Here is a 23,850-nt window from a genome sequence, read left to right as displayed (position 1 = left end):
TCATGGCGATCGACGTCAACAACGAATCCGGCACGGAGATCGACGAGCGGGCGGTGCTGGACGTCGCCCGCTACGCGTTGGCCCGGATGCGTATCCACCCGCTCTCCGAGCTCTCGGTGATCGTCGTCGACGCCGACGCCATGGAGCAGCTTCATATTCAGTGGATGGACCTGCCGGGGCCCACCGACGTCATGTCCTTCCCGATGGACGAGCTGCGCCCGCCCGCGAAGGACGACGAGGAGCCCCCGCAGGGCCTCCTCGGGGATATCGTGCTCTGCCCCGAGGTGGCCAAGAAGCAGGGGGAGGAGGCGCCGACCGGACACTCCATGGACGAGGAGCTTCAGCTCCTGACCGTCCACGGCGTCCTCCACCTCCTGGGCTACGACCACGAGGAGCCGGACGAGCGGGCCGAGATGTTCGGGCTGCAGGCCGCCATCGTCGACGGCTGGCGCGCCGAGCGCGGCATGACCGGCCCCTCCCCGGCCCCCACGACCCGATGAACGGCCCGCTGATCACAGCCGCCGTCCTGCTGGTGGTGGTCGCCTGGCTCGCGGCCTGCGCCGAGGCCGGCCTGGCCCGCACCACCCGCTTCCGCGCCGAGGAGGCCGTGCGGGCCGGGCGGCGCGGCAGCGCCAAGCTGATGCAGGTCGCCGAGGACCCCACCCGCTATCTGAACGTGGCGCTGCTGGTGCGGGTCGCCTGCGAGATGGCGGCCGGCGCGGTCGTCACGTACGCGTGTCTGCGCGAGTTCGACGAGACATGGAAGGCGCTGACCATCGCGATCGGCGTGATGGTCCTCGTCTCGTATGTGGCCGTCGGCGTCTCGCCGCGCACCATCGGCGCCCAGCACCCGCTGAACACGGCGACCGCCGCCGCGTATGTCCTGCTGCCCCTGGCCCGTGTCATGGGCCCCATCCCGCCGCTGCTGATCCTCATCGGTAACGCGCTGACCCCCGGCAAGGGCTTCCGCAAGGGCCCCTTCGCCTCCGAGGCCGAGCTGCGCGCCCTGGTGGACCTCGCGGAGCAGGAGTCGCTGATCGAGGACGAGGAGCGGCGCATGGTCCACTCCGTCTTCGAGCTCGGCGACACGCTGGTGCGCGAGGTGATGGTGCCGCGCACCGACCTCGTCGCCATCGAGCGCTTCAAGACCATCCGGCAGGCCCTGACCCTCGCACTGCGCTCCGGCTTCTCCCGGATCCCGGTCACCGGGGAGAACGAGGACGACATCGTCGGCATCGTCTACCTCAAGGACCTGGCCCGTAAGACGCATATCAACCGCGATGCCGAGTCCGAGCTGGTCTCCACCGCCATGCGGCCCGCCGCCTTCGTGCCCGACACCAAGAACGCGGGCGATCTGCTGCGCGAGATGCAGCAGGAGCGCAACCACGTCGCGGTCGTCGTCGACGAATACGGCGGCACGGCCGGGATCGTCACCATCGAGGACATCCTCGAGGAGATCGTCGGCGAGATCACCGACGAGTACGACCGCGAGCTGCCGCCGATCCAGGACCTGGGCGACGGCACCCACCGGGTCACCGCCCGGCTCGGCCTGGACGACCTCGGCGAGCTGTACGGGACGGACCTGGACGACGAGGACGTCGAGACGGTCGGCGGGCTGCTGGCCAAGTCGCTGGGGCGGGTGCCGATCGCGGGCGCCACGGCGGAGGTCGCGGTCGAGGACGGCGGCCCGGACTCCGACCTCAAGTCCCTCCGGCTGACCGCCGAGTCCCCCGCCGGCCGCCGGAACCGCATCGTCACGGTCCTGGTCGAGCCGGTCCGCGCGACGGCGGAGACCGAGCCCGGGGACTGAGAAGACCGACCCGGAGACTGAAGGGACCGAGCGCCCGCACGGATCGGGGAGGCGCGGACTACGGCGGGAGCGCCGCCCCGTCCAGTGTCAGGGTGCGCAGCTCGCCGCGCGCGGTGATGCCCAGCTTCGGGAAGATCTTGTACAGGTGGTAGCCGACGGTGCGCGGGCTCACCCCCAGCCGTGCGCCGATCTCGCGGTTGGTGAGCCCGCCCGCCGCCAGCCGCGCCACCTGCAGCTCCTGCCCGGTGAGCCGGGAGGCCGCGTCCTCGCCGCCGCGCCGCGCCGAACCGCCGGCCGCCCGCAGCTCGCCGAGCGCACGGTCCCGCCACACGGGTGCGCCGAGCCCCTCGAACAGATCGGCCGCGAGCCGCAGATGCGCCCGCGCCTCGCCCGGCCTCCGTGCCCGCCGCAGCCACTCGCCGTGCAGCAGCGCGGAGCGGGCACGGGTGAAGGGATGGTCGTGCAGGCCGTCCGCGCCGGGCCCGGTGCCTGTGTCGGTGTCCGTGCCGGTGTCCGTGCGGTGGGCCTCTCGGAACGCCTCCTCCGCGCCCTCCGCGCCCTCCGCGCCCTCCGCGTCGTCCGCGTCGGCCAGCAGCGCACGACAGCGGTGCCACTGCGCGCGGGCCCACGGCAGACCGCTGCCGACCGCCCACCCCGCGAACCCTTCCGCCACCGCGCGGGCGGCGGCCCAGTCGCCCGCCGCCCGCTGCGCCTCGACCAGATCGGCGGCGGACCGGCGGGCGATCCGCCCGTGCGCGTACGGCGAGCCGGGCGTGTGCACCGCCGTCAGCCGCTCGCACGCTTCGCCGTGGTCGCCGCGGGCCAGAGCGAGCAGCCCTGCCGCCCAGGTGGCCTCGGCGGCGGCCGAGCGGTTGCCGAGGGGGAGGGCGATTGCCAGCGCCTTCCCGGCGTACGCACGGCACGCGGCGTCGTCGCCGCGCAGCGCGGCCAGGCGGGCGAGTACCGCCAGCGCATCGGCGGCCCGCACCTGCTGGTCCATGTCCCGGGTCAGCCGCAGCGCCTCCTCGGCGTGCTCCTCGGCGGGCCGCGCCAGGCCCAGCTCGCACTCCAGCCCGGCGAGCCAGATCATCGGCAGGGCGAGCAGCGCGAGCGTGCCGGAGGAGCGGATGGTCTCGCATGCGGCCAGGGCGAAGTTCCGGGCGCAGCGCGGTGCGGGACCGTCGCGGGTGATCACCAGCGGCCACAGCCAGCGGTGCACACCGCTCGTCCCGAGTTCCTCGGGCGCCTCCCGCAGAATCCGCCACGGGTCGGCGCCGGAGGAGGCGGTGTCCCCGTCGAAGGCGGCTGCGAGCAACCGTCCGTAGCGCCGGTAGCGGGAGTCGAGGTCAAGGTCGGCGATGCGCAGGGCGGCCTCGCGCATACGGTCGTGCCGGTCGGCGTGGTCGGCCGCGTCGCACGCCATGAACAGCAGCGCGGCCGCCGCCTCAGGGGAGTGCGGGGCGAGCGCGTCGGCGCTGTGGGTCAGCTCCCGGAGCGCGGCGTCCTGATGCCCGCCGGAGTGCTCCATGAGCCCGCGCAGCCGGGCGAGCGCGATCTGGGCACCCCGGTCCGAGGCGTGCGCCTCCGGGGGCACCGCCGCCGGACCGGGGCCGTCGTGGGCGCGGTCGGCGACAGGCCTCCCCGGCCTCATGGCGGTGGCCCGGGCGGCGAGGCGGCGGGCCGTGTCCTGGTGGCCTGACTTCCAGGCGGCGTGGGCGGCCGCCGCCAGGCGTCGGGCGCGGGCGCCGCCGGTCGTGCTGAGGTCGGCGGCGCGGCTGAGTACGGACGCGACGGTGGAGAGCCCGCCACGGTCGGCGATCTCGTCCGCGCCGCGTTCCAGGGCGCCCGCGATGTCCTCGTCGGGGCCGGTGGCGGCGAGGGCGCGGTGCCAGGCGGCGGCGGTGGCCAGGCCGGAGGCGGCCAGTTCGGCCGCGAGGGCCAGGTGGGTGGCGCGGCGCTCCAGGAACGGGGCGTCGGTGTGGACCGCGGAGCGGACCAGGGGGTGGCGGAAGCGGATGTCGGGGCCCGACACCTGGACCAGACCGGCGCGTTCGACCGAGGTGAGCGCGGCGGCGGTGACGCCCAGCCGTGCGGCAGCGGCCAGCACGATGTCGGTGCGGCCCCGGTCCTCGGCCGCCGCGACGAGCAGCAGGGTGCGTTCGGCAGCGGGCAGCGTACGCACCCGGACCGCGAACGCCTCGCGCAGCCGCGCGGTCAGCGGCAGTGAGCCGAGGGGCAGCGAGCCGTGGGGGACTGGGCTGACGGGGACTGGGCTGACGGGGACCGGGTCGGGGGAGGCCGAGCCGAGGGGCGGCGGGCCGAGGGCGCCTGGAGGCGTCGGCCGGGGCGCATCGGCCGTCGTTGCGGTCCCCGTCAGTTCGAGCAGCGCCAGGGGGTTGCCACCCGTGTCGGCCACCAGCGCGGCGAGTTCCGGGCCGCTCATGCCCCGCCCGCGCCCGGCCAGCAGGGCCGCGGCGTCCTGCGGGCCGAGTCCGCCCAGTCGCAGACCGGGCAGGTCGTCGGCGCGGACAGACCCGCCGCCGCCCATGTCGTCGCGCGCCGCGAGCAGGGCCGAGGCCCGCAGCCCGCCCAGCCGCCGGGCCACGAAGAGGACCGTCGTGAGGGTCGCCGGATCCAGCCACTGCAGATCGTCCACGGCCAGCAGCAGGGGCGAGCGCCCGGCGGCCCGCTCGAGCAGTGCCAGCGCGGCTGTGCACACCATCAGGTCCCTCGCCGTACCGTCGGCCAGACCCAACGCGACGTGCAGGGCGGCCCGTTGGGCACCCGGCAGGTCCTCGGCCTGGGGCAGCACCGGAGACAGCAGCTGCTGGAGCCCGCCGAAACCGAGCGCGACCTCCGACTCCAGACCGGTGCAGCGCAGCACCACGGCCGCCGGGTGTTCCCGCGCCGTGTACGAGACGGCCTCGCCCAGGAGCGCCGTCTTGCCGATCCCGGCCTCCCCGCGCACCAGCAGGGCGCGGCCCCGCCCGGCCACCGCGTCGGCGACGACGCCGCGGACGGCGGCCTGCTCGCTGTCCCGTCCGCACAGAGGTCCCATGCGCCGAGCGTATCGCCGGGCGCATCGGTGACCAGCCGGCGCACACGGGACACCCGCCTGGCGGGCTTGGCGCGCGGCGGCCCGGTCAGGTCATGAACTTGTCACACTTGTTCTCCGGTACCCACCGGTGGGAGCTGATGGCGTTGTTCACGCCGCGCACGGCTCCGTTGGACACTGTGAAGTAGTTGTCGGAGAGGTCCGAGGCGTACTTCTCGGACTTCTTGAGGCAACTGTGGCCGCCGGTCCAGTCCTGCCCGGTGTCGTTGAAGAACTGGACGGCGTAACCGGACGTACCCTTGTGCAGGACCGAAGTCGCCTCGTTGGTGTCTCCGTGCTCGAAGGGGCCGGAACTGTTGCCCCAGTCCGAGTCCCAGCTCTCGGTCCAGCCGAGGACATCGCCGTAACAGTTGGCGCCGCCATAGGCGACGACGAGGCCCGACCTCGTGTTGTTCCACTTTTCGTCACAGTGTGCGGAGGCCGCTTGTGCGCCGGACGCGGGGACTGTCGCCCCGAGGCCCGCGAGGGCGAGCGTCGCGAGTGTGGCGGTGATTCTGCGCATGGTGCATCACTCCTTGTTTCATGAGGTGTTGTGGGGACATCCCGCAGCTACGAGGCTGAGGAAGACTGAGCGGTTCGGGAGCCCGGGAGAACCGAACGGGTCCTGGGGATCAGCCCTTTGAGCCGGTGATGTGCTCGGCCCGGGCCAGTGCGGCGAGCCCCATCCGCTGGTGGACGGCGATGTCGTCGCGGTAGCGCTTGAGCTTCTTGTCCCGGTACTCGTTCTCGAGTGTGCGTACTGTGTTGCCCAGTGACGTCTCGGTGGCACAAGTGGCTTCGACGACTGCCAGTTCCACCTCGGTGGTGTGCGCTTTCGCGGGGCTCAGCCCCTTGGTGAGGGCAGGCAGTTCCTGGCGGAGCTCGGAAGGGTCGGCATAGTCGTGCCCTTCCTTGCGCATACACGCCGACCACGTACCGACCGCGCCCAGGAAGCGCTTGTCCTTGACGAGATCCGGCACGTACAGGGATGTGAGATTCGTTGCGGTCTTCTCGACGCGGAACCAGGCCGGGAAATCGCCGTAGAGCTGGTCCTTGGCGTCGGCGCGACAGCCGCTGCGGGGCGTCTCGATGGTGCCGCCTCCGGGCAGCTCGGCCGACAGGACATCGCTCGACGGCCTGCCGTCGAGAGCCTTGGAGTAACGGATGCGCCCTGCCCTGGGAAGCGCGTTCTCGAACGCGATGTTCCGGTCGTTCAGCCGAGCTTCCTCGGCTTCCTGTTGGAGCTGCGTGCCGTAGCCGTACTTCTCCGCCCAGCCGACATCGTCCAGCACGTAGCTGTAGCTCTGGCGCTCCGGGACACTCGGCACCCGCCCCACCCAGTACTTGAAGCCTTCCCGCTCCATGCACTTTTTGACGAGAATTTCCTCGGCGCGCTCCACCCGGACCTGCTCGGCATCGGTCAGCTCGCGGCCCGGGGTCTGGGCTCCTGCCTTCCGCGGCTGTGGGGGTTCGCCGGTGGCGACCGCGGTGCAGCCGGTCATGGCGACCGCGACGATCAGTGTGCCGAGGCAGACAGGAACGGACAATCGCTTCATACCGGTGGTACCCCCCCCCGTTGGATGCGGCACACCCCGTCCAGGCTCAGCTGTCGGTCCACCAGTAGCGCGTCCAGTTGTCGCCGACGACGTTCTTGTTGCTCTTGTTGCCGATGTCGGCGCACCAGGTCTTGTCGCCCGTCTTGGCGCAGGCCCGCATGTAGCGGTTCTTCACGTCGCCGCTGCTGTGGATGAAAATCTTGCTGGTGAGGACGTGCCCAATGGTGTTGCCCTTGGTCACGGACCCGCAGACCTTCCAGGTCCTGCCCTTGTCATGGCTGATGTCGACCCAGACCTTGTCGCCCTTCTTGGCGTGCGTCAGCCTGCCCGCCGAGCGGTCGTACAGCTTCCCGGTGGCCAGCTGGAGCTTCCGGCCGTGCTTGTCGGTGTAGCCGTCGTTTTGCGTGTTCGAGCCGCTTCCCTTGCGCGTGACCACCTCGCCGGGACCGAAAGAGCTGTAGGAGTTGTACGTGCACGACGACGACGCGGCGGCCATGTACGTCGGGTCACCGGTCCCCGCGGCCTTGGCCTCATGCTGAGCGGCCTTCGGCTTGCTGTCCTTCGCGTCATCCGTCTGGGTCGGCGACGAGCAGGCGGACAGCACCATGACGGACGCCACCGTGCCCGCGGTGAGCATGGGCAGGCAAAGCTTCATTCTCGATCCCCCGATGTGTGAGGCGGGCGCACCCCGTGATTCACCCGATGCGGCAATGACAGCAAGTGAGTTCAGCAGAGTGTGGACCGCTGTGATGCCGATGTGTCGTGTCGGCGAGATCAACTGTGCTGTTCCGCCCCGGCCGAGGGCCAGCCATCTCGCGTTCCAAGTCGGCGTGGGACGTACGCTGCCCTGCTGACCTGGTGTGTTGCAGATGGAATGGGACGCGCGTGTGGAATGCTGGGACGGGATTCGGAGGCAGACGCCACGGGGGTGGAGGGCTTGGACGGGTCAGAGGGCGTCCAGGAGTTAGCCGGCGTCCTGGCGGGGCTGAAGGAGCGTAGTGGCCTCAGCTACCAGGAGTTGGGGCGGCGAGTTTTCACGAGCAGTTCCACCCTTCACCGGTACTGCAACGGGAAGGGGACGCCGGGGGACTACGACCTCATCGTCCGTATCGCCAAGGAGTGCGGAGCCGACGCGGACGAGCTGAACAAGCTGCTGCGATACTGGAGGGCTGCGACGGGGCAGGGGCAAGATCCCGGTCCGGTGTCCGCCGCGGTGGATCGCGGCCCGTCTCCCGTCGTGGGCACCGCCTCCGCCGGAGCGGCCGTCAGCGCCGCTACCGCTGGTCCGACAACGAGGCGGCCTGCCCCCGGCATGCGGTTCGTCCTCGCCGCCGTCATGGCACTCGTCGTTCTCTGCACCGCCGTCGCAAGCGCCCCGTACGAGGCCGCGACGGCGGCCGTGCCGGCGTCCGTGCCCGCGCCGAGCGGGGCGACGAGCTGGGCGCGGGCACCGAAGCCCGTCGATCCGGAACTGTTCGGTGTGACGATGAACAGCTCCAGCGGGGCCATGCCCTCCTTTCGGACCGGCGCACTGAGGCTGTGGGACAGCGAGACCCGCTGGGCCCAGGTGGAACCGGCGCGCGGAGAGTACGACTGGTCCACGCTCGACCGGCTCCTCGACGGCGCGGAACGGGAGGGCCTGCCCGCGTTGTTCGTCTTCGGCGGTACGCCCGCCTGGGCTGCCCCGGACGCCCGGAAGGCCCCGTATCCGGACGGTTCCCGAGCGGCGCCTCCGGACGACCTCGACGACTGGGACGCATTCGTGCGCGCTCTCGTACGGCATGCGGGTACCCGTATCGATGCCTACGAACTGTGGGTCATGGCGAACCATGGGCATCACTACAACGGAAGCGTCACGACACTCGTCGAGATGACCCGGCGGGCGAGCCGCATCATCCGGGAAGTCGACAGGAACGCGACCGTGGTGTGCCCGTCGATCACCGAGCTGTGGTCGGCCGAGGCACACGAGTACCTGCTGCGGTTCGCCGAGTTGGGCGGCTACCAGTACTGCGATGCAGCGGGGATCAAGCTGTACCAGCGTCGGATCGCCGACCCGCCGGAGACCATGCTCGAGGCAGTGCGGAAGGTCGATCGGACGTTCCAGCTGGCGGGATACCACCTGCCGCTGTGGAACACCGGCACCACGCAGACCCTGCCGCTGAACGATCCACTGGAGGAAGCAACAGCAGCCGACCACGCGGTCCGCTTCTATCTGACGGGCCTGTACGCCCGGAACTGGAACCTGGCGCGCATGTACTTCTACGCCTGGGGCAACGGCAAGATACCCCTTGTCCTCCAGGCCGAGGGTCAACCGCCCACCAGGGCCGGGCGGTTCGTCGACCGCCTCCAGCAGTGGTTGGCCGACGCGGACCTCCGCTCCTGCGGCCACGGCGTCCAGATCGCCCTGCCCGAGAACGTCTGGCAGTGCGAATTCCTCATCCCTGATGGACGAGGCACCCACCGTACGGCCCGCATCCGCTGGACCCACGCAGGTACGGCCGACACCCGCGCCGGTGCCGACGCCCGCACCGTCGAGTACCTGGACAGCACCACGCGCGAGGTCGACCACCGGGACACGGTGCGCGTCACGGAACGACCGGTGCTGATCCGGTACGGCTGAGTGGGCTGGGCGCACCGGTGACCAGTCGATATGACAGATGCCCGCGCCCCGCTCCCCGGCGGAAGCTCGAACCCGACAGAAGCACACCACTCACGAGGGTCGAGGAGCCGGATCGTGTCCGAGAAATCCTTCAACCGTTTCGACCGCCGCAGAGTCATCTCGGGAGCGCTGGCCGGCGCCGCCGGGTTCGCCGCGGCCACCGCCGGGGCGCAGGGGGCGCAGGCCGCGCCGGGCGCGCGGCGCAGCGGTGCCAGGGCCGGGGGCGAGGGGCGCTTCGCCGGGAAGGTGGTGGTCATCACGGGTGCGACGTCGGGCATCGGCCGGGCGACGGCCAAGGCGTTCGCCGCCGAGGGCGCCAAGGTCGGGTTCTGCGGGCGCCGGGAGCACCTCGGCGCCGAGGTCGAGCGGGAGATCCGGAAGGCCGGCGGCGAGGCCGTCTACATCCGGGCCGACGTCCGTGAAGCGGACCAGGTCCAGGCATTCGTGGACACGGTGGCGAGCCGTTACGGCGGTCTGGACGTCGCGTTCAACAACGCGGGCATCGAGTTCTCCAAGCCGCTGCACGAGACGAGCGTCGCCGATTGGGACAACATCATCGGCACCAACGAGCGCGGGGTCTTCCTGGCGATCAAGTACGAGATCCCGCACCTGCTGGAGCGGGGCGGCGGCGTGATCGTGTGCACCGCGTCCGCCGGGGCGGAGCGGGCCCGTCCGGGCCATGCCGGCTATACGGCGAGCAAGCGCGGTGTGGAGGGCATCGTGCGGTCCGCCGCGCTCGACTACGGCCCGGGCATCCGTGTCAACGCGATCCTGCCCGGCACGACCGACACCCCGCTGGTGCGGCCCGCGGGGGTGTCCGACGCCGACTGGGCGGCGTACAAGAAGGCGTGGGGGCCGCTGAACGTGCCCGGTCTGCAGCGGATGGCCACCGCCGAGGAGATCGCGGACTCCGTACTGGCGCTCGCGTCCGACCAGTTCGTCTTCATGACGGGGGCTTCGGTGCCGGTGGACGGCGGCGCCCTCGCCGGTGCGAAGATGATCTGGCCGGAGGGCTTCCCGCAGCCGCCGCAGTAGTAGCGGCGGCGACCGTCGCGCCGCACCCTTGGCCGTACCCATGGCTGTCGAATACCGCCCGGCGTCTGCCGCCCGGCGTCGCCTCCATGAGCCCCGCCCGCCCCGCCTATGCTCATCCGCATGAGCGAAGCCGCACCTCTGGACCCCGAAGACCGCAAGATCATCACCCTCGCCCGCTCCGCACGAGCCCGCAACGGCGTGCCCGAGGGCGCCGCCGTACGCGACGAGACGGGCCGTACGTATGTCGCCGGCACCGTCGCCCTCCCCTCGCTCCCGCTGAGCGCGCTGCGGACCGCCGTCGCCATGGCCGTCGCCAGCGGCGCCAAGTCCCTGGAGGCCGCGGCCGTCGTGACCGAGGCCGAGGACCTTCCGGAGGAGGACCGCGCGGCCGTACGGGACCTGGGCGGGGCGGGCACCCCGGTGCTGGTTGCGGGCCCCGACGGCGGGCTGCGCACCACGCTCCAGGCCTGAGCGGCCCGTAGGTACAGGTCGGACCGTCGGGCCGACGGTCCGAACCGCGCGGTCGGCGAGGGCCGGGGCATCGGGGACAATGGGCGCCATGAGTGCCGCTACGTCCCCCTCCCAGCCCGAGCCGCGGGCGACCCCGCACCGCGCGGGCTTCGCCTGCTTCGTCGGCCGCCCCAACGCGGGCAAGTCGACCCTGACCAACGCACTGGTGGGGACGAAGGTCGCGATCACCTCCAACCGCCCGCAGACCACCCGTCACACCGTCCGCGGCATCGTGCACCGGCCCGAAGCCCAGCTGGTGCTGGTCGACACCCCGGGCCTGCACAAGCCGCGCACCCTGCTCGGCGAGCGCCTGAACGACGTCGTACGGACCACCTGGGCCGAGGTCGACGTCATCGGCTTCTGTCTGCCCGCCGACCAGAAGCTCGGCCCCGGTGACCGCTTCATCGCGGGCGAACTGGCCGGGATCAAGAAGACCCCCAAGGTCGCCATCGTCACCAAGACCGACCTGGTCGACTCCCAGCAGCTCGCCGAGCAGCTGATCGCCGTCGACCGGCTCGGCAAGGAGCTGGGCATCGAGTGGGCCGAGATCGTCCCCGTCTCCGCCACCGGAGGCAACCAGGTGGGCCTGCTCGCGGACCTGCTCGTGCCGCTGCTCCCGGAGAGCCCGGCGCTCTACCCGGAGGGCGACCTCACCGATGAGCCCGAGCAGGTCATGGTCGCCGAGCTGATCCGCGAGGCGGCCCTGGAGGGCGTCCGGGACGAGCTGCCGCACTCCATCGCCGTGGTGGTCGAGGAGATGCTGCCCCGCGAGGACCGCCCCGCCGACCGGCCGCTCCTCGACATCCACGCCAACCTCTACATCGAGCGCCCCAGCCAGAAGGGCATCATCATCGGCCCCAAGGGCAAGCGCCTGAAGGAGGTCGGGACGAAGTCCCGCAAGCACATTGAGGCGCTGCTGGGCACGCCAGTTTTCCTGGACCTGCATGTGAAGGTCGCGAAGGACTGGCAGCGGGATCCGAAGCAGCTGCGGAAGCTGGGGTTCTAGCCGCACTGGTCACCGCCGGCCGGAGGCCGGCGCGGCCACCCTACGCGCCCTCCTTGAGCACCGTACGCACCAGCTCCCGCTGGGCGTCGCTCAGATGCGGGTCGGCGGCGTGGACGGTGCGCCCGTCCACCGTGATCTCGTAGTGGAAGCCGTCCGGGACGCCGCGCGTGGGCGTGATGTGTCCGGTCTCGACGGCCTGGTGGGCCAGGGCCTGCAGATGCTTGGCGTCGGGCCGGCCGGAGGTGTCCAGCTCGGCCCGGCGCTCGATACCGGCGAACCCGCCGGTGCGGGTGACGGAAATGCGCATGGATCCATCACTACCCGGTACGGGCCGCGGCCCGCCGCAGACGCGGAGATCCACCGAAGATCCGTCCGTACGGCCCCCGACACGACCCCCGACAGGACCCCGACGCACCGTAGGGGCTAGCGCGCCCCCGCCCGCGCCCGCAGGTCGGAGATGCCCACCTTGGCCCAGGCGTCCAGCACCGCCCGCTGCTCCTCGCCGTCCCCGTAGAGCGACTGCGCGGTCGCCACCGTCGCCTGCGCGAAGGCGGCGAAGTCCGCGTCGACGGTCAGCTCCCCGCCGGTCAGGGTGGCGTACCAGATCTTCCCGGCCCGCTCCCAGGCGTGGCCGCCGAGGGCCTTGGCGACGAGGTAGAAGGCGTGGTTGGGGATGCCGGAGTTGATGTGCACCCCGCCGTTGTCCTGCGAGGTGCGCACATAGTGCTCCATCGTCGCCGGCTGCGGGTCCTTGCCGAGGACGTCGTCGTCGTACGCCGTGCCGGGGGCCTTCATGGAGCGCAGCGCGACGCCGGTGACCCGGTCGGCCAGCAGCCCGGCGCCGATCAGCCAGTCGGCCTCGTCGGCCGTCTGGCCGAGCTGGAACTGCTTGGTGAGCGAGCCGAAGACATCCGACAGGGACTCGTTGAGCGCGCCGGACTGGCCGAAGTACTCCAGGTTGGCCGTGTACTGGGTGACGCCGTGGGTGAGCTCGTGGGCGGTCACGTCGACCGGGATGGTGAAGTCGTTGAAGATCTCGCCGTCGCCGTCGCCGAAGACCATCTGCTCGCCGTTCCAGAAGGCGTTCCCGTACTCCTGGCCGTAGTGGACGGTCGCGTTCAGCGGCAGCCCGGAGTCGTCGATGGAGTGCCTGCCGTACGCCTTGAGGAACATCTCGAAGGTCGAGCCGAGGCCGTCGTACGCGCGGTTCACCGTCGCGTCGCCGGTGGCCTGGCCGCCCTCGGCGCGCGCCTTCTTCCCCGGCAGGGTCTCCTTGTGCCCGGCGTCGAAGATGGTGCGCTTGGGCTTGTCGGAGGGGGCGCCGGTGGGGGCGGCGAGGCCGCGGACGGTGGTGATGCGGCGGCGGGTGCGCTCCAGGGCGTCGCGCTCGAGGGTGCGGCGGGCGGGCTCGGCCAGCGCGGGGTCCTGGGCGCGGGCCAGTTTGTCGAGGACGTGCGGCGGCACGATGGTGCAGAAAACAGGGGTGCGGGGAACAGCGTGGTTGTTCGCGTTGGCGTCCATGCGAGGCAATGTGGCAGTCTGTGCATCGCTTGTCACGCCTTGACGTCACGATTCCTGAAAACGAGTGGTTGATGACCAATCGTGCCAAGTGAGAGTGGCGAATGCGTCGTCCCGCATAGTGATACGGGTCAGCCGGTCCCCTGGGTCTCGGTTACGCTTCTACGCATCATGCGTTTCGGGCTGCTTCTTCTTAGCTGCCGCGGCGAGGGCCTGTAGTCGTAGGCCGACCCCCTCCCCGCGGAGTTCGGTGTTGCGGTGTATTCGCCCCGTCGGCCGCCCAGCGGACATACGAGGAGCCCCACGCATCATGAGCACGTCTGATCATTCCGCGAGCGCCCAGAGCCCCGTCGGCCGTCGTACGCCGATCACCGCCGCGACCGTGACCCAGCGCCCGTCCGGGATGCCGATCCACAAGTACGGCCACTACGAGGCCGTGGACATCCCCGACCGCACCTGGCCGAACAAGCGCATCACCGCCGCCCCCCGCTGGCTGTCCACGGATCTGCGCGACGGCAACCAGGCCCTGATCGACCCGATGTCCCCGGCCCGCAAGCGCGAGATGTTCGACCTGCTGGTGCGCATGGGCTACAAGGAGATCGAGGTCGGCTTCCCCTCGTCCGGCCAGACCGACTTCGACTTCGTACGGTCGATCATCGAAGAGGGCGCGATCCCCGAGGATGTGACGATCTCCGTCCTCACCCAGGCCCGCGAGGAGCTGATCGAGCGCACCGTGGAGTCCCTGCGCGGGGCCCACAAGGCGACCGTCCACCTGTACAACGCCACCGCGCCCGTCTTCCGCCGGGTGGTCTTCCGGGGCTCGCGCGAGCAGGTCAAGCAGATCGCGGTGGACGGCACCCGGCTGGTGGTGGAGTACGCCGACAAGATCCTGGGCGACGAGACGGTCTTCGGCTACCAGTACAGCCCCGAGATCTTCACCGACACCGAGCTGGACTTCGCGCTGGAGGTCTGCGAGGGCGTCATGGACGTCTGGCAGCCCGAGGACGGCCGCGAGATCATCCTCAACCTGCCCGCCACCGTCGAGCGCTCCACCCCCTCCACGCACGCGGACCGCTTCGAGTGGATGTCGCGCCATCTGTCCCGGCGCGAGCACGTCTGCCTGTCCGTCCACCCGCACAACGACCGCGGCACCGCCGTCGCCGCCGCCGAGCTGGCGATCATGGCGGGCGCGGACCGTATCGAGGGCTGTCTGTTCGGGCAGGGCGAGCGCACCGGCAACGTCGACCTGGTGACGCTGGGCATGAACCTCTTCTCCCAGGGCATCGACCCGCAGATCGACTTCTCGCAGATCGACGAGATCCGTCGCACCGCCGAGTACTGCAACCAGATGGAGATCCACCCGCGCCACCCGTACGCGGGCGATCTGGTCTACACCGCCTTCTCCGGTTCCCACCAGGACGCCATCAAGAAGGGGTTCGAGGCGATGGAGACGAGCGCGGCCGAGCAGGGCAGGACGGTCGACGAGATCGAGTGGGCGGTCCCGTACCTGCCGATCGACCCCAAGGACGTCGGCCGTTCGTACGAGGCGGTCATCCGCGTCAACTCGCAGTCCGGCAAGGGCGGCATCGCCTATGTCCTGAAGAACGACCACAAGCTGGACCTGCCGCGCCGGATGCAGATCGAGTTCTCGAAGATTATTCAGGCCAAGACCGACGCCGAGGGCGGCGAGGTCACCCCGGCCCAGATCTGGTCGGTCTTCCAGGACGAGTACCTGCCCACCGACGACAACCAGTGGGGCCGGATCTCGCTGCGCACCGCGCAGACCTCGACGACGAGCGAGGGCACCGACGCGCTCACCGTCGAGGCGGTCGTGGACGGCGCCGAGACCGTGCTGACCGGCTCCGGCAACGGCCCGCTGGCCGCGTTCTTCGACGCCCTGGCCGCCATTGACGTGGACGTTCGGCTGCTGGACTACTCCGAGCACACCCTCAGCGAGGGTGCGGGCGCACAGGCCGCCGCGTATATCGAGTGCGCGATCGACGGCAAGGTGCTGTGGGGCGTCGGCGTCGACGCCAACATCGTGCGGGCCTCCCTGAAGGCCGTCGTCTCGGCGGTCAACCGCGCCGGCCGCTGACCCGCCGCCCCCTGCCGCGGGGGCCGCGTCAACCGCGTAAGGCACCACGAAACGCCTTCACCCACATGGGCCCCGCCCGCCGTGTACCCGGATGTCACGGCGGGCGGGGTTCCGTCTTTGGCCTGTTGTCTCCGTTCGGGGTACTGACGCCGCATCATGGATGTGGCTAGCATCACGTCAGCGCGGCAACGTGGCCGAAGCGTTATGGAGGTGTGACGTGGCGCACGCGCAAGCCCGACGCGGCCGGGATCTGTGTGTGATAGGCGTTCGCACTCTGTGGCGGACCGTGGGTGACGGCGAGTTCTTCTGCCCCGAGTGCGGAGGCGACCGGAACTATCGCCGCCGCACCGGACGCCGCCGTATCGTCGTCCTCGGCCTGCCGGTGCTGCCGCGCGGGCCGGTCGCGCCGGTCGTCGAATGCGCCGCCTGCGGCGGCCGCTTCGGCACCGAGGCGCTGGACCACCCCACCACCACCCGCTTCTCCGCGATGCTCCGCGACGCCGTGCACACCGTGGCCCTCGCGGTGCTCGCCGCGGGCGGCACCGACTCGCCCGCGGTGCGGCAGGCCGCGGTCGGCGCGGTGCGGGCCGCCGGGTTCACCGAATGCGGCGAGGAGCAGCTGCTGGAGATCGTCGAGGCGCTGGCCGCCGACACCGGGCGGCTGCCCGGCGCCGCCGCGTACGACGCCGCGACCGCCGCGGCCGCGGGCACCGCCGGACCGGGCGGGCGGGACATCGGGCGGGACGGCCTCGACCCGTGCGGCACCGCGCTGGCCATCGAGCTCCACGAGGCCCTGGAGCCGCTGGCGCCCCACCTGGCGCCGACGGGGCGGGAGTCGATCCTGCTGCAGGGCGCCCGGATCGCGGTGGCCGACGGGCCGTACCGGCCGGCGGAGCGCGCCGTGCTGGAGACCGTGGGCCGGGCGCTGATGATCTGCCCCGACGACACGGCCCGGCTGATGGCCGCGATCCGCGCGCCGTTCTGAGCCGGGCCGGAGTACTCCCCCGGGAGTAATACGGCCCGCCGCGCACCCGGCGCAGTAGCCGCCATCTCCCTCGCCGGCGCGACGATTCGCCCGCCCGGCGCCGGGAGCCTGGAGGGCATGCAGACTACACAGCCGACGCATACGACCGCGCCACGAAAACCGGAGGGACCGGAAGAGCCAGGCCGTGCCACCGGGCGCCGCCGCGCACTGCCGTGGACGGTCATCGCCGTATGGGCCCTGGTGCTCCTGGCCGCCGTGCCCTTCGCCGGCAAGCTGGGCGACGTCAAGCGCGATACGGCGGTCGACTATCTGCCCGCGAGCGCCGACTCCACCCAGGTAGCCAAGCTCCAGGCGGCGCTGCCCGGCGGCGACACCACCGACCTCGTCCTCGTCTACCGGCGGGACGGCGGGCTGACCGCCGCCGACCGCGAGGCGGCCGCCGCGCAGGTCGCCCGGGTCGTGGACCGCCACGCGACGGTCCAGGGCAGGGCACCGCGCGCCATCCCGTCCCGGGACGGCAGCACCGTGATGTACCCGGTGGCGCTCACCGCGCTGACCGACGAGACGGAGCGCGCCGACGCCGTCAAGGACGTACGCGCCGAACTGGCCGGCCATCCCAAGGGGCTGAGCGTCCAGGTGGGCGGCCAGGGCGCGCTGAGCGCCGACTCGCAGGAAGTCTTCGCGTCCACGGACGGCACCTTGATGTTCGCCACCGTCGGCGTCGTCGCCGTGCTGCTGATCCTCACCTACCGCAGCCCGCTGCTGTGGCTGGTGCCGCTGGCGGTCGTCGGCGCCGCCGCGGCGGCCTCGATGGCCGTCGTCTACGGACTGGTCCAGGGCTTCGACCTGGTCGTCACCAGCATGAGCTCGTCGATCATGACCGTCCTCGTCTTCGGTGCGGGCACCGACTACGCGCTGCTGCTGGTCTCCCGCTACCGCGAGGAGCTGCGCCGCCACCGGCTCCCGTACGACGCGATGCGCGCCGCCGTACGCGGCTGCGGCCCCGCCGTCCTCGCCTCCTGCGGCACCGTCGCGGCCGGGCTGCTGTGTCTGCTCGCCGCCGACCTCAACAGCAGCAGCGGCCTCGGGCCCGTCGGCGCGGTCGGCGTGGTGTGCGCGCTCGCCGCCATGCTGACGCTGCTGCCCGCGGTGCTGGTGCTGCTCGGCCGCCGGGTGTTCTGGCCGCTGATCCCCGCGTACGGCAGCGAACCCCGCGCCCGGCGCGGCCTGTTCGCCGCCATGGGGAGTTCGGCGGGGCGCCGGCCCGGCACCGTCCTGGTCGCCGGAGGCGCGCTGCTGGGCGCCCTCGCGCTCGGCATCCTCAATCTGCCCGGCGACCTCAAGCAGGCCGACACCTTCACCGAGCGGCCCGAGTCCGTCGTCGCCATGCGGACCCTCGCCGACGCCTACCCCGGGAGCAGCAGCCAGCCGATCAGCGTCCTGGCGCGCAGCGAGCGCGCCGGTGACGTGCTCGACCGCGCGGGCGGTACGGAGGGCGTCGAGCGGGCCGAGCGGGGCCGCAGTGGCGGCGGATGGACCGAGATCGACGTCTACGCCAAGGCTCCGCCGCAGTCCGCGGGGGAGCGGGACACCATCCACGCCCTGCGCGACGGACTCCACCGCATCCAGGGCGCCGACGCCCACGTCGGCGGGGCCAGCGCCCAGGAACTCGACCTGGAGGACACCAACTCCCGCGACCGGGCGGTCGTCGTCCCGCTCGTCCTCCTCGCCGTCCTGCTGATCCTCGCCGCCCTGCTGCGCAGCCTGGTCGCGCCGCTCGTCCTGGTCGTCGCCGTGGTCGCCGTCTGGGGCGCGGCGATGGGCCTCGGCGGCCTCTTCTTCGAGCCGGTCTTCGGCTTCGCGGGCATCGACCCCGGACTGCCGCTGCTGTCCTTCGTCTTCCTGGTCGCCCTCGGCGTCGATTACGGCATCTTCCTGATGCACCGCATGCGGGAGGAGTCCCTGCGCGGCGCGGACGTATCGGAGGCCGCGGTCACCGCCCTGCGCACCACGGGCGGCGTGATCGCCTCGGCGGGCCTGGTGCTCGCGGCGACCTTCGCGGTGCTGGGGTCGCTGCCGCTGGTGATGCTGGCCGAGATGGGGTTCGTCGTCGCGGTCGGGGTGCTGCTGGACACCTTCCTGGTCCGGACGTATCTGGTGACCTCGGCGAGCCTGCTGCTGGGGCGCTGGGTGTGGTGGCCCGGAGCGCTCTCCCGCCGCCCGGCCGCCCCCGGGGCCGTTGCCCCGAGGCGGGCGGTGCCCGCAGCCCGGAGATGAGGGGATGAGCGGCGCCGCGCGGCGGAGCCGCATGTCGATACAGCCCCCCGGCCCGAGCCGGTTCGCCCGGCTCGGGCCGGGACTCGCCCGGGACGACCCGTCAGGATGGACCCGTGCCCCCACTGACCCGCACCGAGCCCGAGCGGCTGACGGAGCCCGCCACGCCGCCAGGCCCGGGACGCCGACCGCCGGCGGCGCGCTTGTCGCGCGCCCTCCACCGCCGCCGCGCCGCGGCCGAGACCCCCGCCGAGGCCGCGTCCCGGCGGCGGGTCGACGCCGCGGTCGCGGCGGTCGTGCTGGCCGTGCAGTGCGCGCTGGCGCTGTTCGTGCACGTGGACGGCAACCGAGGGCTCGACGCGACCGGGTGGGCGCTGCTGGTCGGCAGCGCGCTGGCGCTGATCGGGCGCCGGCACAGCCCGATGCTCGTCACCGTGGCGGTCATCCTCATGGTCGGCCCGTACCACGCGCTGAACTACGAGCACGTCGCCGTCGTCCCGGCCGGGCTCACCGCCCTCTACACCCTCGCGGTCCTCGGCCCGCCACTGCGCTCCCTGCTGACCGTCACCTTTGTGATCGGGATCATGGTGACGATCATGTCGTGGGGCGGCAGACCCCATGGCGCGGTGGACATGCTGCGCAGCTCCGGCTGGGTGCTGTCGGTCGTGTTGGTCGGCGAGGCGGTGCGGATCCACCGCGCGTACATCGCGGCGATCGTCGAACGGGCCGAGCGCGCCGAGCGGACCCGCGAGGAGGAGGCCGCCCGGCGCGTCGCGGAGGAGCGGCTGCGGATCGCCCGCGATCTGCACGATCTGCTGGCGCACAGCATCACGCTGATCGGCGTCCAGACCTCGGTCGCCGCCCATGTCCTGATCGCCGACCCCGACCGGCTCGACCGCGGGACGTTGGCCAAGGCGCTCGACTCCATCTCCGACACCTGCCGCGACGCGCGTGCCGAACTGCGGGCGACCCTGCAGGTGCTGAGGGCGGGGGAGGGCGGCGAGGCCGGGGAGGCGGACGGGGCCGACGGAGTCGGTACGGGGCCGCCGCCGGGGCTCGCTGGTCTCGCCGACCTGGCGGCAGCGGCGGAGGCGGCGGGCGTACGGGTGCGGCTGACCGTCGACGTGGACGAGGCGGACCTGTCGCCGGCCGTGGGCGCGGCCACGTACCGCATCGTGCAGGAGGCCCTGACGAACGCGGTCCGCCATGCGCCCGGCACCCTGGTGCGGCTCAGCGTGGCGCGGGAGGCGGTCGGCGGCCTGCGCGTCGCGGCCGTGGACGACGGTCCGTCCGGTCTGCCGGGTCCGCCGGGTTTCTCAGCCGGCGGTCCTCCTCCGTCCGCGGCCGAGGACCCCGACCGCCCGCGGGGCTACGGCCTCGTCGGCATGCGCGAACGCGCCCGCAGCGTGGCGGGAACCCTGACCGCCGGGCCGCGCCAGGACGGCCCCGGCTTCGCCGTGACGGCCGTCCTCCCGTACGGCAGGTCCGGGCGGGAGCGCGCGGCGCCGCCCCCGCCCTCGCTCCCCACATCACGAACAGAGGGAACCGCATGAGTGCGACGAAGCCGACCCCGAGCGCCCCCATCAGGGTGCTGCTCGCCGACGACCAGACGCTGGTACGCGCGGCCTTCGCCATGCTGATCGAGTCGGCTCCCGGTATGGAGGTCGTCGGACAGGCGGGCACGGGCCGGGAGGCGGTCGAACTGGCCCGCACCGCGCGCGCCGACCTGGTCGTCATGGACATCCGCATGCCCGATCTCGACGGCATCGAGGCGACCCGCCGCATCGCCGCCGACGACGATCTCGCCGGGGTCCGGATCCTCGTCCTGACCACGTACGACACCGATGACCACATCGTCGAGGCGCTGCGCGCGGGCGCCTCCGGGTTTCTGGTGAAGGACACCCGGCCCGCCGATCTGCTGGACGGGATACGGACCGTGGCGGCCGGTGAGTCCCTGCTGTCCCCCGGCCCGACCGCCCGCCTCATCGCCCGCATGCTGCGCCTCCCGGCCGCCCCGCCGCCCGCGGCCCTGGCCGCCGCGGGGCTCGGCGCCCTGTCCGAGCGGGAGCGTCAGGTCCTCACCCTCGTCGCCCGCGGCCTGAACAACGCGGAGATCGCCGAAGCGCTCGGGCTGTCGCCGCTGACCGCCAAGACCCACGTCAGCCGCATCATGGGCAAGCTGGACGCCCGCGACCGGGCCCAACTGGTCATCGCGGCCTATGAGTGCGGCCTGGTCACCCCGTCCCGCTCCGAGGCGCCCTGACCGTCGGGCCCGGTCCGGCGGACCCTGACGCCCGCCGGACCGGACCGGCGGCTCAGGCCGCGTGCTCGTGCCAGGCGTAGGGCGCGAGCTGTTCGTCCAGCGGGGCGTCGATCAGCCGGTTGGCCAGGGTCGACATGGTGTAGGCGCCGATGCCCAGCACCACTTCGAGGGCGTTGCGCGGGGTATAGCCGTGCGCCAGGAAGGCGTCGAGGGCGTCGGGGCCGACCGCCCCCGCGCGCTCCAGGACCTCGATGGTGAAGACCCGTACGGCCTCGAGCCGTTCGTCGGCCAGGGGCCGCCGTTCCCGGAGGGCCGAGGTGAGTTCGGCGTCCGCGTCGAGCGCGGCGAGCTTGCCGGTGTGCATGGCGACGCAGACGTGGCAGGCGTTACGGGTCGCGACGGTGAGGATGACCACCTCGCGCGCCAGCGGGTCCAGGGTCGTCGTCTCGAACAGCCCGCTGACCTTGAGGAAGCCGTCCAGCAGCTGGGGCGCGGTGGCCAGCCGCCCGACGGGCGCCGGGAGGTAGCCCAGGCGCCGGGACACGGCCTCCATGAGGCCGCGCGAGGCGGCCGGGGCGGACTCCAGGGTGTGATCGACGAACGGAGTGGACGGGTGGGTGGGCATGACGGATCCCCCTGACCTAGGATGGACAACGTGGTTGTCGAAAAAGTAAACCAGGTTGTCGAGTTTCGCAATGGCCGATGAGATCCGGCGCATGCCGCCCGCCCAGGACCGGCCCGGCTACGAGCTGCCTCTGCTGCTGTTCGCCGGATTCCGGTCGATCATCGATCAGTTGCACGCCGAGTTGGCCCGCCAGGGCCACCCGGACGGCCGCGCCGCCTACGGCTTCGCCATGCAGGCCATCGGCCGCGACGGGGCCACCGCCAGCGAGCTCGGCCGACGGCTCGGCGTCTCCAAACAGGCCGCGGGCAAGACGGCCGACCGCCTGGAGGCGCTGGGCTACGCCGTCCGGGCCGACGATCCGGCGGACGCCCGGCGCAAGGTGATCCGGCTGACCCCGCGCGGCTTGGACTCGCTGGCCAAATCGGCCGCCATCTTCGAGGAGTTGCGTGCCCAGTGGGCGGCAGCGCTCGGCCCCGAGCGGCTGCGCGACCTGGAGGACGACCTGAGCGTCATGGTGCCGCCCAGCGGCTTCCGTCTCGATGCGGCCGGGTGGTTCGGCCCCTGAGTCCATCACCGGCGGCGCGGGCCACCAGTTTCCGCATCATGTCGGCGCCCGCCGCGACGGCGGCGAGGTGCAGCACCGTGGCAACGGCAAGGTTCTCCGGTTGCGTGACTTCGGACGGGTCGGCCAGTGAAACGGACAGTGTGACCGGCAGTTTCCAGCCACTCCAGGCGAACAGCGAGCCCGAGCCGAGCCAGCCGAGCGCCATCGGGAGCCAGCGGGGCAGCCGGGCCGGGCGCGCCCGGACGAGCGCCCAGAGGGCGGCGGCGCCGGCCAGCGCCCACCCCGCGCCCATGCCGGTCAGCAGGTAGCCGCTGCTGGTCCGCTCGGCCGGATGCGCGATTCCCAGGGTGCCGCCGGCCGTCCAGTACAGCCAGACCAGCCCGACCACGGCCGCGACGGCGGCGGACCACGGCGGCGTACCGGCACCGCTACCAGTACTGGCACCTTCGCCGTCCCCGTCGCCATCCCCGTCCCCGGCGCCGTCCCCGACGCGCCCGGTGAACGCCGCGGGCCAGCGTCGCCTCAGATAGGCGGGCAGCGCGACGGCAAGTCCCAGGCCCATCCCGACAAAGCCGAACTGGACCAGGACCGCCTCCCAGCCCGGCATCACGGGGTCGTCGCCCCCGTCCCGACCGCCGGACCCGGAGTCCAGCAGTGCGCTGAGCATCGAGTAGGGCAGCACGGACACGAGGAACCCCGAGCCCGTCCAGGCGCAGAACGCCACCAGCCGCCCCGGTATCCGCATCCCCCATGGCCGTGCCAGGGCGAGGGCCAGGGCGATCCCGGTCCCCGCCATGCCGACGGTCACCATGTTGAAGAGCACCCACCCGGCCAGGCTGAACCCCCCTCCGACCGGAGCCAGCCCTGCCAGTGAGCCGATCACCCACGACACCTTGATCAGCACATACGGCAGCAGCGCCAGCGCCGCCCCGTATGCCGCGCGCCGCCCGATCCGGTCCCAGCGTTCCATCCGGACTTCCCTCCTCTGTCCGCCGGAACTCCAGCCTCGAACCCCACCCCGCGCGCCCGCATCCACCGCCGGAACCACCCGGCTCCCCCATCCGGCGGAGCCCGTTCTCATCGGCCAGGCCGGCCCGAGCGCACCGGCCGGCCGATCACCCGGCATTGGCTCACTCGCCGTCCGAAGCACCCACCCCGAACAGCTCCAGGCACGGCTCCAGACCCGCCACCTCCACCGGGACGGTCCGCCGCGCCTCCCAGTCGGCGCGCTCCAGGCGCAGTCGCTGGATGGTGCGGGACTGCCCGCGTACGGACAGCACCTCGATGCCGTCGGGGCGGTAGCCGATCCGCCGCGAGACGCCCAGCGACCGCGCGTTCTCCAGCATGGCGCCGGAGATCACGCTGCGCGCCCCCAGCCCCTCGAAGGCCAGGTGTGCCACCGCCGCCCGCATCTCCGTGCCGATGCCCTGCCCCTGGTGGGCCAGGCCCAGCCAGGAACCCGTCTCCGCCTGCCGGGTCACCGCGAAGTCGGTCGCGAACAGGTCCTGACGGCCGACCACCTTGCCCTCGTGCAGCACCGCGAAGCTCATGTTCCACTTCTCCGGGCTCCACTGCGCGATGGTGCCCAGCAGATGCTGGAAGGTGCTGCGCCCCACCTGCTCCGGGGGGTTGTCGGTCCACGCGAAGGAGAACGGCATCTCGGCGGGGTCGTGTACGCCCGCCGCCGCGACCGCGGCCATCTCGTCGAGGAGTTCCAGGTCCGGGAGGCGCAGTTCCAGGCGTGGGGTGGTGAGCCGCAACCCGTAGGGCGGCCAGTAATGGAGTTCCATGGCGAGAGGCTGCCGGACGCCGGGTCGTCCGTCGAACCAATTTCGTCAACCAAGGTTGACGTCTT

The 23,850-nt window shown here is 72.3% G+C and carries 21 protein-coding genes; 12 read left to right on the top strand and 9 right to left on the bottom strand.

Annotated elements, in window-relative coordinates:
• The first annotated feature begins 2 nt into the window (after positions 1-2).
• Together ybeY and ACFV2X_RS02905 are read left to right on the top strand one after the other, a co-directional pair.
• Positions 3-500 carry an rRNA maturation RNase YbeY gene (gene ybeY / locus ACFV2X_RS02910; RefSeq protein WP_311722500.1) on the top strand — a complete coding sequence of 166 codons (498 nt, stop codon included), beginning with the start codon at positions 3-5 and terminating at the stop codon, positions 498-500.
• Positions 497-1,810: a hemolysin family protein gene (locus ACFV2X_RS02905; RefSeq protein WP_385610592.1), complete on the top strand. Its 1,314-nt coding sequence runs from the start codon at positions 497-499 to the stop codon at positions 1,808-1,810. The genes ybeY and ACFV2X_RS02905 overlap by 4 nt, the downstream gene beginning before the upstream one ends.
• A gap of 58 nt (positions 1,811-1,868) precedes the next feature.
• Here the strand turns inward: ACFV2X_RS02905 and ACFV2X_RS02900 are convergent, their stop codons facing one another.
• From ACFV2X_RS02900 to ACFV2X_RS02885, 4 genes are all read right to left on the bottom strand, one after another.
• A complete protein-coding gene (locus tag ACFV2X_RS02900; RefSeq protein WP_385610590.1) occupies positions 1,869-4,868 on the bottom strand; it encodes an AAA family ATPase in 3,000 nt (999 codons plus the stop codon).
• Between the two features lie 85 nt (positions 4,869-4,953).
• A complete protein-coding gene (locus tag ACFV2X_RS02895; RefSeq protein WP_385610587.1) occupies positions 4,954-5,427 on the bottom strand; it encodes a hypothetical protein in 474 nt (157 codons plus the stop codon).
• A gap of 109 nt (positions 5,428-5,536) precedes the next feature.
• Positions 5,537-6,460 (bottom strand): hypothetical protein, encoded by a 924-nt coding sequence (locus ACFV2X_RS02890; protein ID WP_385610585.1) that lies wholly within the window; start codon positions 6,458-6,460, stop codon positions 5,537-5,539.
• A 46-nt stretch (positions 6,461-6,506) separates the two neighbouring features.
• Positions 6,507-7,115, bottom strand: a complete 609-nt coding sequence (locus ACFV2X_RS02885; RefSeq protein ID WP_385610582.1) for a hypothetical protein — start codon at positions 7,113-7,115, stop codon at positions 6,507-6,509.
• 282 nt (positions 7,116-7,397) lie between these two features.
• On the opposite strand from ACFV2X_RS02885, the gene ACFV2X_RS02880 reads away from it, so the two are divergent.
• The 4 genes from ACFV2X_RS02880 (at position 7,398) to era (ending at position 11,670) form a co-directional block, all read left to right on the top strand.
• Positions 7,398-9,080 (top strand): helix-turn-helix domain-containing protein, encoded by a 1,683-nt coding sequence (locus ACFV2X_RS02880; RefSeq protein WP_385610579.1) that lies wholly within the window; start codon positions 7,398-7,400, stop codon positions 9,078-9,080.
• Positions 9,081-9,194: 114 nt separating this feature from the next.
• Positions 9,195-10,154, top strand: a complete 960-nt coding sequence (locus ACFV2X_RS02875; RefSeq protein WP_385610576.1) for an SDR family NAD(P)-dependent oxidoreductase — start codon at positions 9,195-9,197, stop codon at positions 10,152-10,154.
• Between the two features lie 120 nt (positions 10,155-10,274).
• A complete protein-coding gene (locus ACFV2X_RS02870; RefSeq protein ID WP_385610574.1) occupies positions 10,275-10,625 on the top strand; it encodes a cytidine deaminase in 351 nt (116 codons plus the stop codon).
• 79 nt (positions 10,626-10,704) lie between these two features.
• The gene (era, locus tag ACFV2X_RS02865; protein ID WP_385610572.1) at positions 10,705-11,670 is read left to right on the top strand and encodes a GTPase Era; all 966 of its coding nucleotides are present in this window, start codon (positions 10,705-10,707) and stop codon (positions 11,668-11,670) included.
• 40 nt (positions 11,671-11,710) lie between these two features.
• On the opposite strand, the gene ACFV2X_RS02860 is transcribed toward era, so the two are convergent.
• Complete coding sequence (locus tag ACFV2X_RS02860; RefSeq protein WP_385610569.1) at positions 11,711-11,977, bottom strand: protealysin inhibitor emfourin; 267 nt, start codon at positions 11,975-11,977, stop codon at positions 11,711-11,713.
• Positions 11,978-12,093: 116 nt separating this feature from the next.
• Positions 12,094-13,191, bottom strand: coding sequence for a M4 family metallopeptidase (locus ACFV2X_RS02855; RefSeq protein WP_385610566.1), 1,098 nt, complete (start codon positions 13,189-13,191; stop codon positions 12,094-12,096).
• 307 nt (positions 13,192-13,498) lie between these two features.
• On the opposite strand from ACFV2X_RS02855, the gene leuA reads away from it, so the two are divergent.
• The 5 genes from leuA (at position 13,499) to ACFV2X_RS02830 (ending at position 20,805) form a co-directional block, all read left to right on the top strand.
• The gene (leuA, locus tag ACFV2X_RS02850) at positions 13,499-15,283 is read left to right on the top strand and encodes a 2-isopropylmalate synthase (protein ID WP_385610563.1); all 1,785 of its coding nucleotides are present in this window, start codon (positions 13,499-13,501) and stop codon (positions 15,281-15,283) included.
• A gap of 217 nt (positions 15,284-15,500) precedes the next feature.
• The gene (locus ACFV2X_RS02845; protein WP_385610561.1) at positions 15,501-16,268 is read left to right on the top strand and encodes a TerB family tellurite resistance protein; all 768 of its coding nucleotides are present in this window, start codon (positions 15,501-15,503) and stop codon (positions 16,266-16,268) included.
• Positions 16,269-16,385: 117 nt separating this feature from the next.
• Positions 16,386-18,545, top strand: a complete 2,160-nt coding sequence (locus tag ACFV2X_RS02840; protein ID WP_385610558.1) for an MMPL family transporter — start codon at positions 16,386-16,388, stop codon at positions 18,543-18,545.
• A 113-nt stretch (positions 18,546-18,658) separates the two neighbouring features.
• Positions 18,659-20,095: a sensor histidine kinase gene (locus tag ACFV2X_RS02835; protein ID WP_385610553.1), complete on the top strand. Its 1,437-nt coding sequence runs from the start codon at positions 18,659-18,661 to the stop codon at positions 20,093-20,095.
• Positions 20,092-20,805 carry a response regulator transcription factor gene (locus ACFV2X_RS02830; protein ID WP_353589591.1) on the top strand — a complete coding sequence of 238 codons (714 nt, stop codon included), beginning with the start codon at positions 20,092-20,094 and terminating at the stop codon, positions 20,803-20,805. The genes ACFV2X_RS02835 and ACFV2X_RS02830 overlap by 4 nt, the downstream gene beginning before the upstream one ends.
• A 52-nt stretch (positions 20,806-20,857) precedes the next feature.
• Here ACFV2X_RS02830 and ACFV2X_RS02825 read toward each other — a convergent pair whose 3' ends face one another.
• Positions 20,858-21,430 (bottom strand): carboxymuconolactone decarboxylase family protein, encoded by a 573-nt coding sequence (locus ACFV2X_RS02825; RefSeq protein ID WP_385610549.1) that lies wholly within the window; start codon positions 21,428-21,430, stop codon positions 20,858-20,860.
• A 70-nt stretch (positions 21,431-21,500) separates the two neighbouring features.
• Here ACFV2X_RS02825 and ACFV2X_RS02820 point away from each other — a divergent pair, with 70 nt between their 5' ends.
• The gene (locus tag ACFV2X_RS02820) at positions 21,501-21,995 is read left to right on the top strand and encodes a MarR family winged helix-turn-helix transcriptional regulator (RefSeq protein ID WP_385610546.1); all 495 of its coding nucleotides are present in this window, start codon (positions 21,501-21,503) and stop codon (positions 21,993-21,995) included.
• On the opposite strand, the gene ACFV2X_RS02815 is transcribed toward ACFV2X_RS02820, so the two are convergent.
• Positions 21,940-22,965: a hypothetical protein gene (locus ACFV2X_RS02815; protein WP_385610543.1), complete on the bottom strand. Its 1,026-nt coding sequence runs from the start codon at positions 22,963-22,965 to the stop codon at positions 21,940-21,942. The genes ACFV2X_RS02820 and ACFV2X_RS02815 overlap by 56 nt on opposite strands.
• Before the next feature lie 160 nt (positions 22,966-23,125).
• A complete protein-coding gene (locus tag ACFV2X_RS02810; RefSeq protein WP_385610540.1) occupies positions 23,126-23,785 on the bottom strand; it encodes a GNAT family N-acetyltransferase in 660 nt (219 codons plus the stop codon).
• Between the last annotated feature and the right edge of the window lie 65 nt (positions 23,786-23,850).

It is taken from the genome of Streptomyces sp. NPDC059679 (assembly GCF_042734105.1).
Taxonomy (GTDB): domain Bacteria; phylum Actinomycetota; class Actinomycetes; order Streptomycetales; family Streptomycetaceae; genus Streptomyces.
This window is presented reverse-complemented; position numbering and strand designations above follow the sequence as displayed.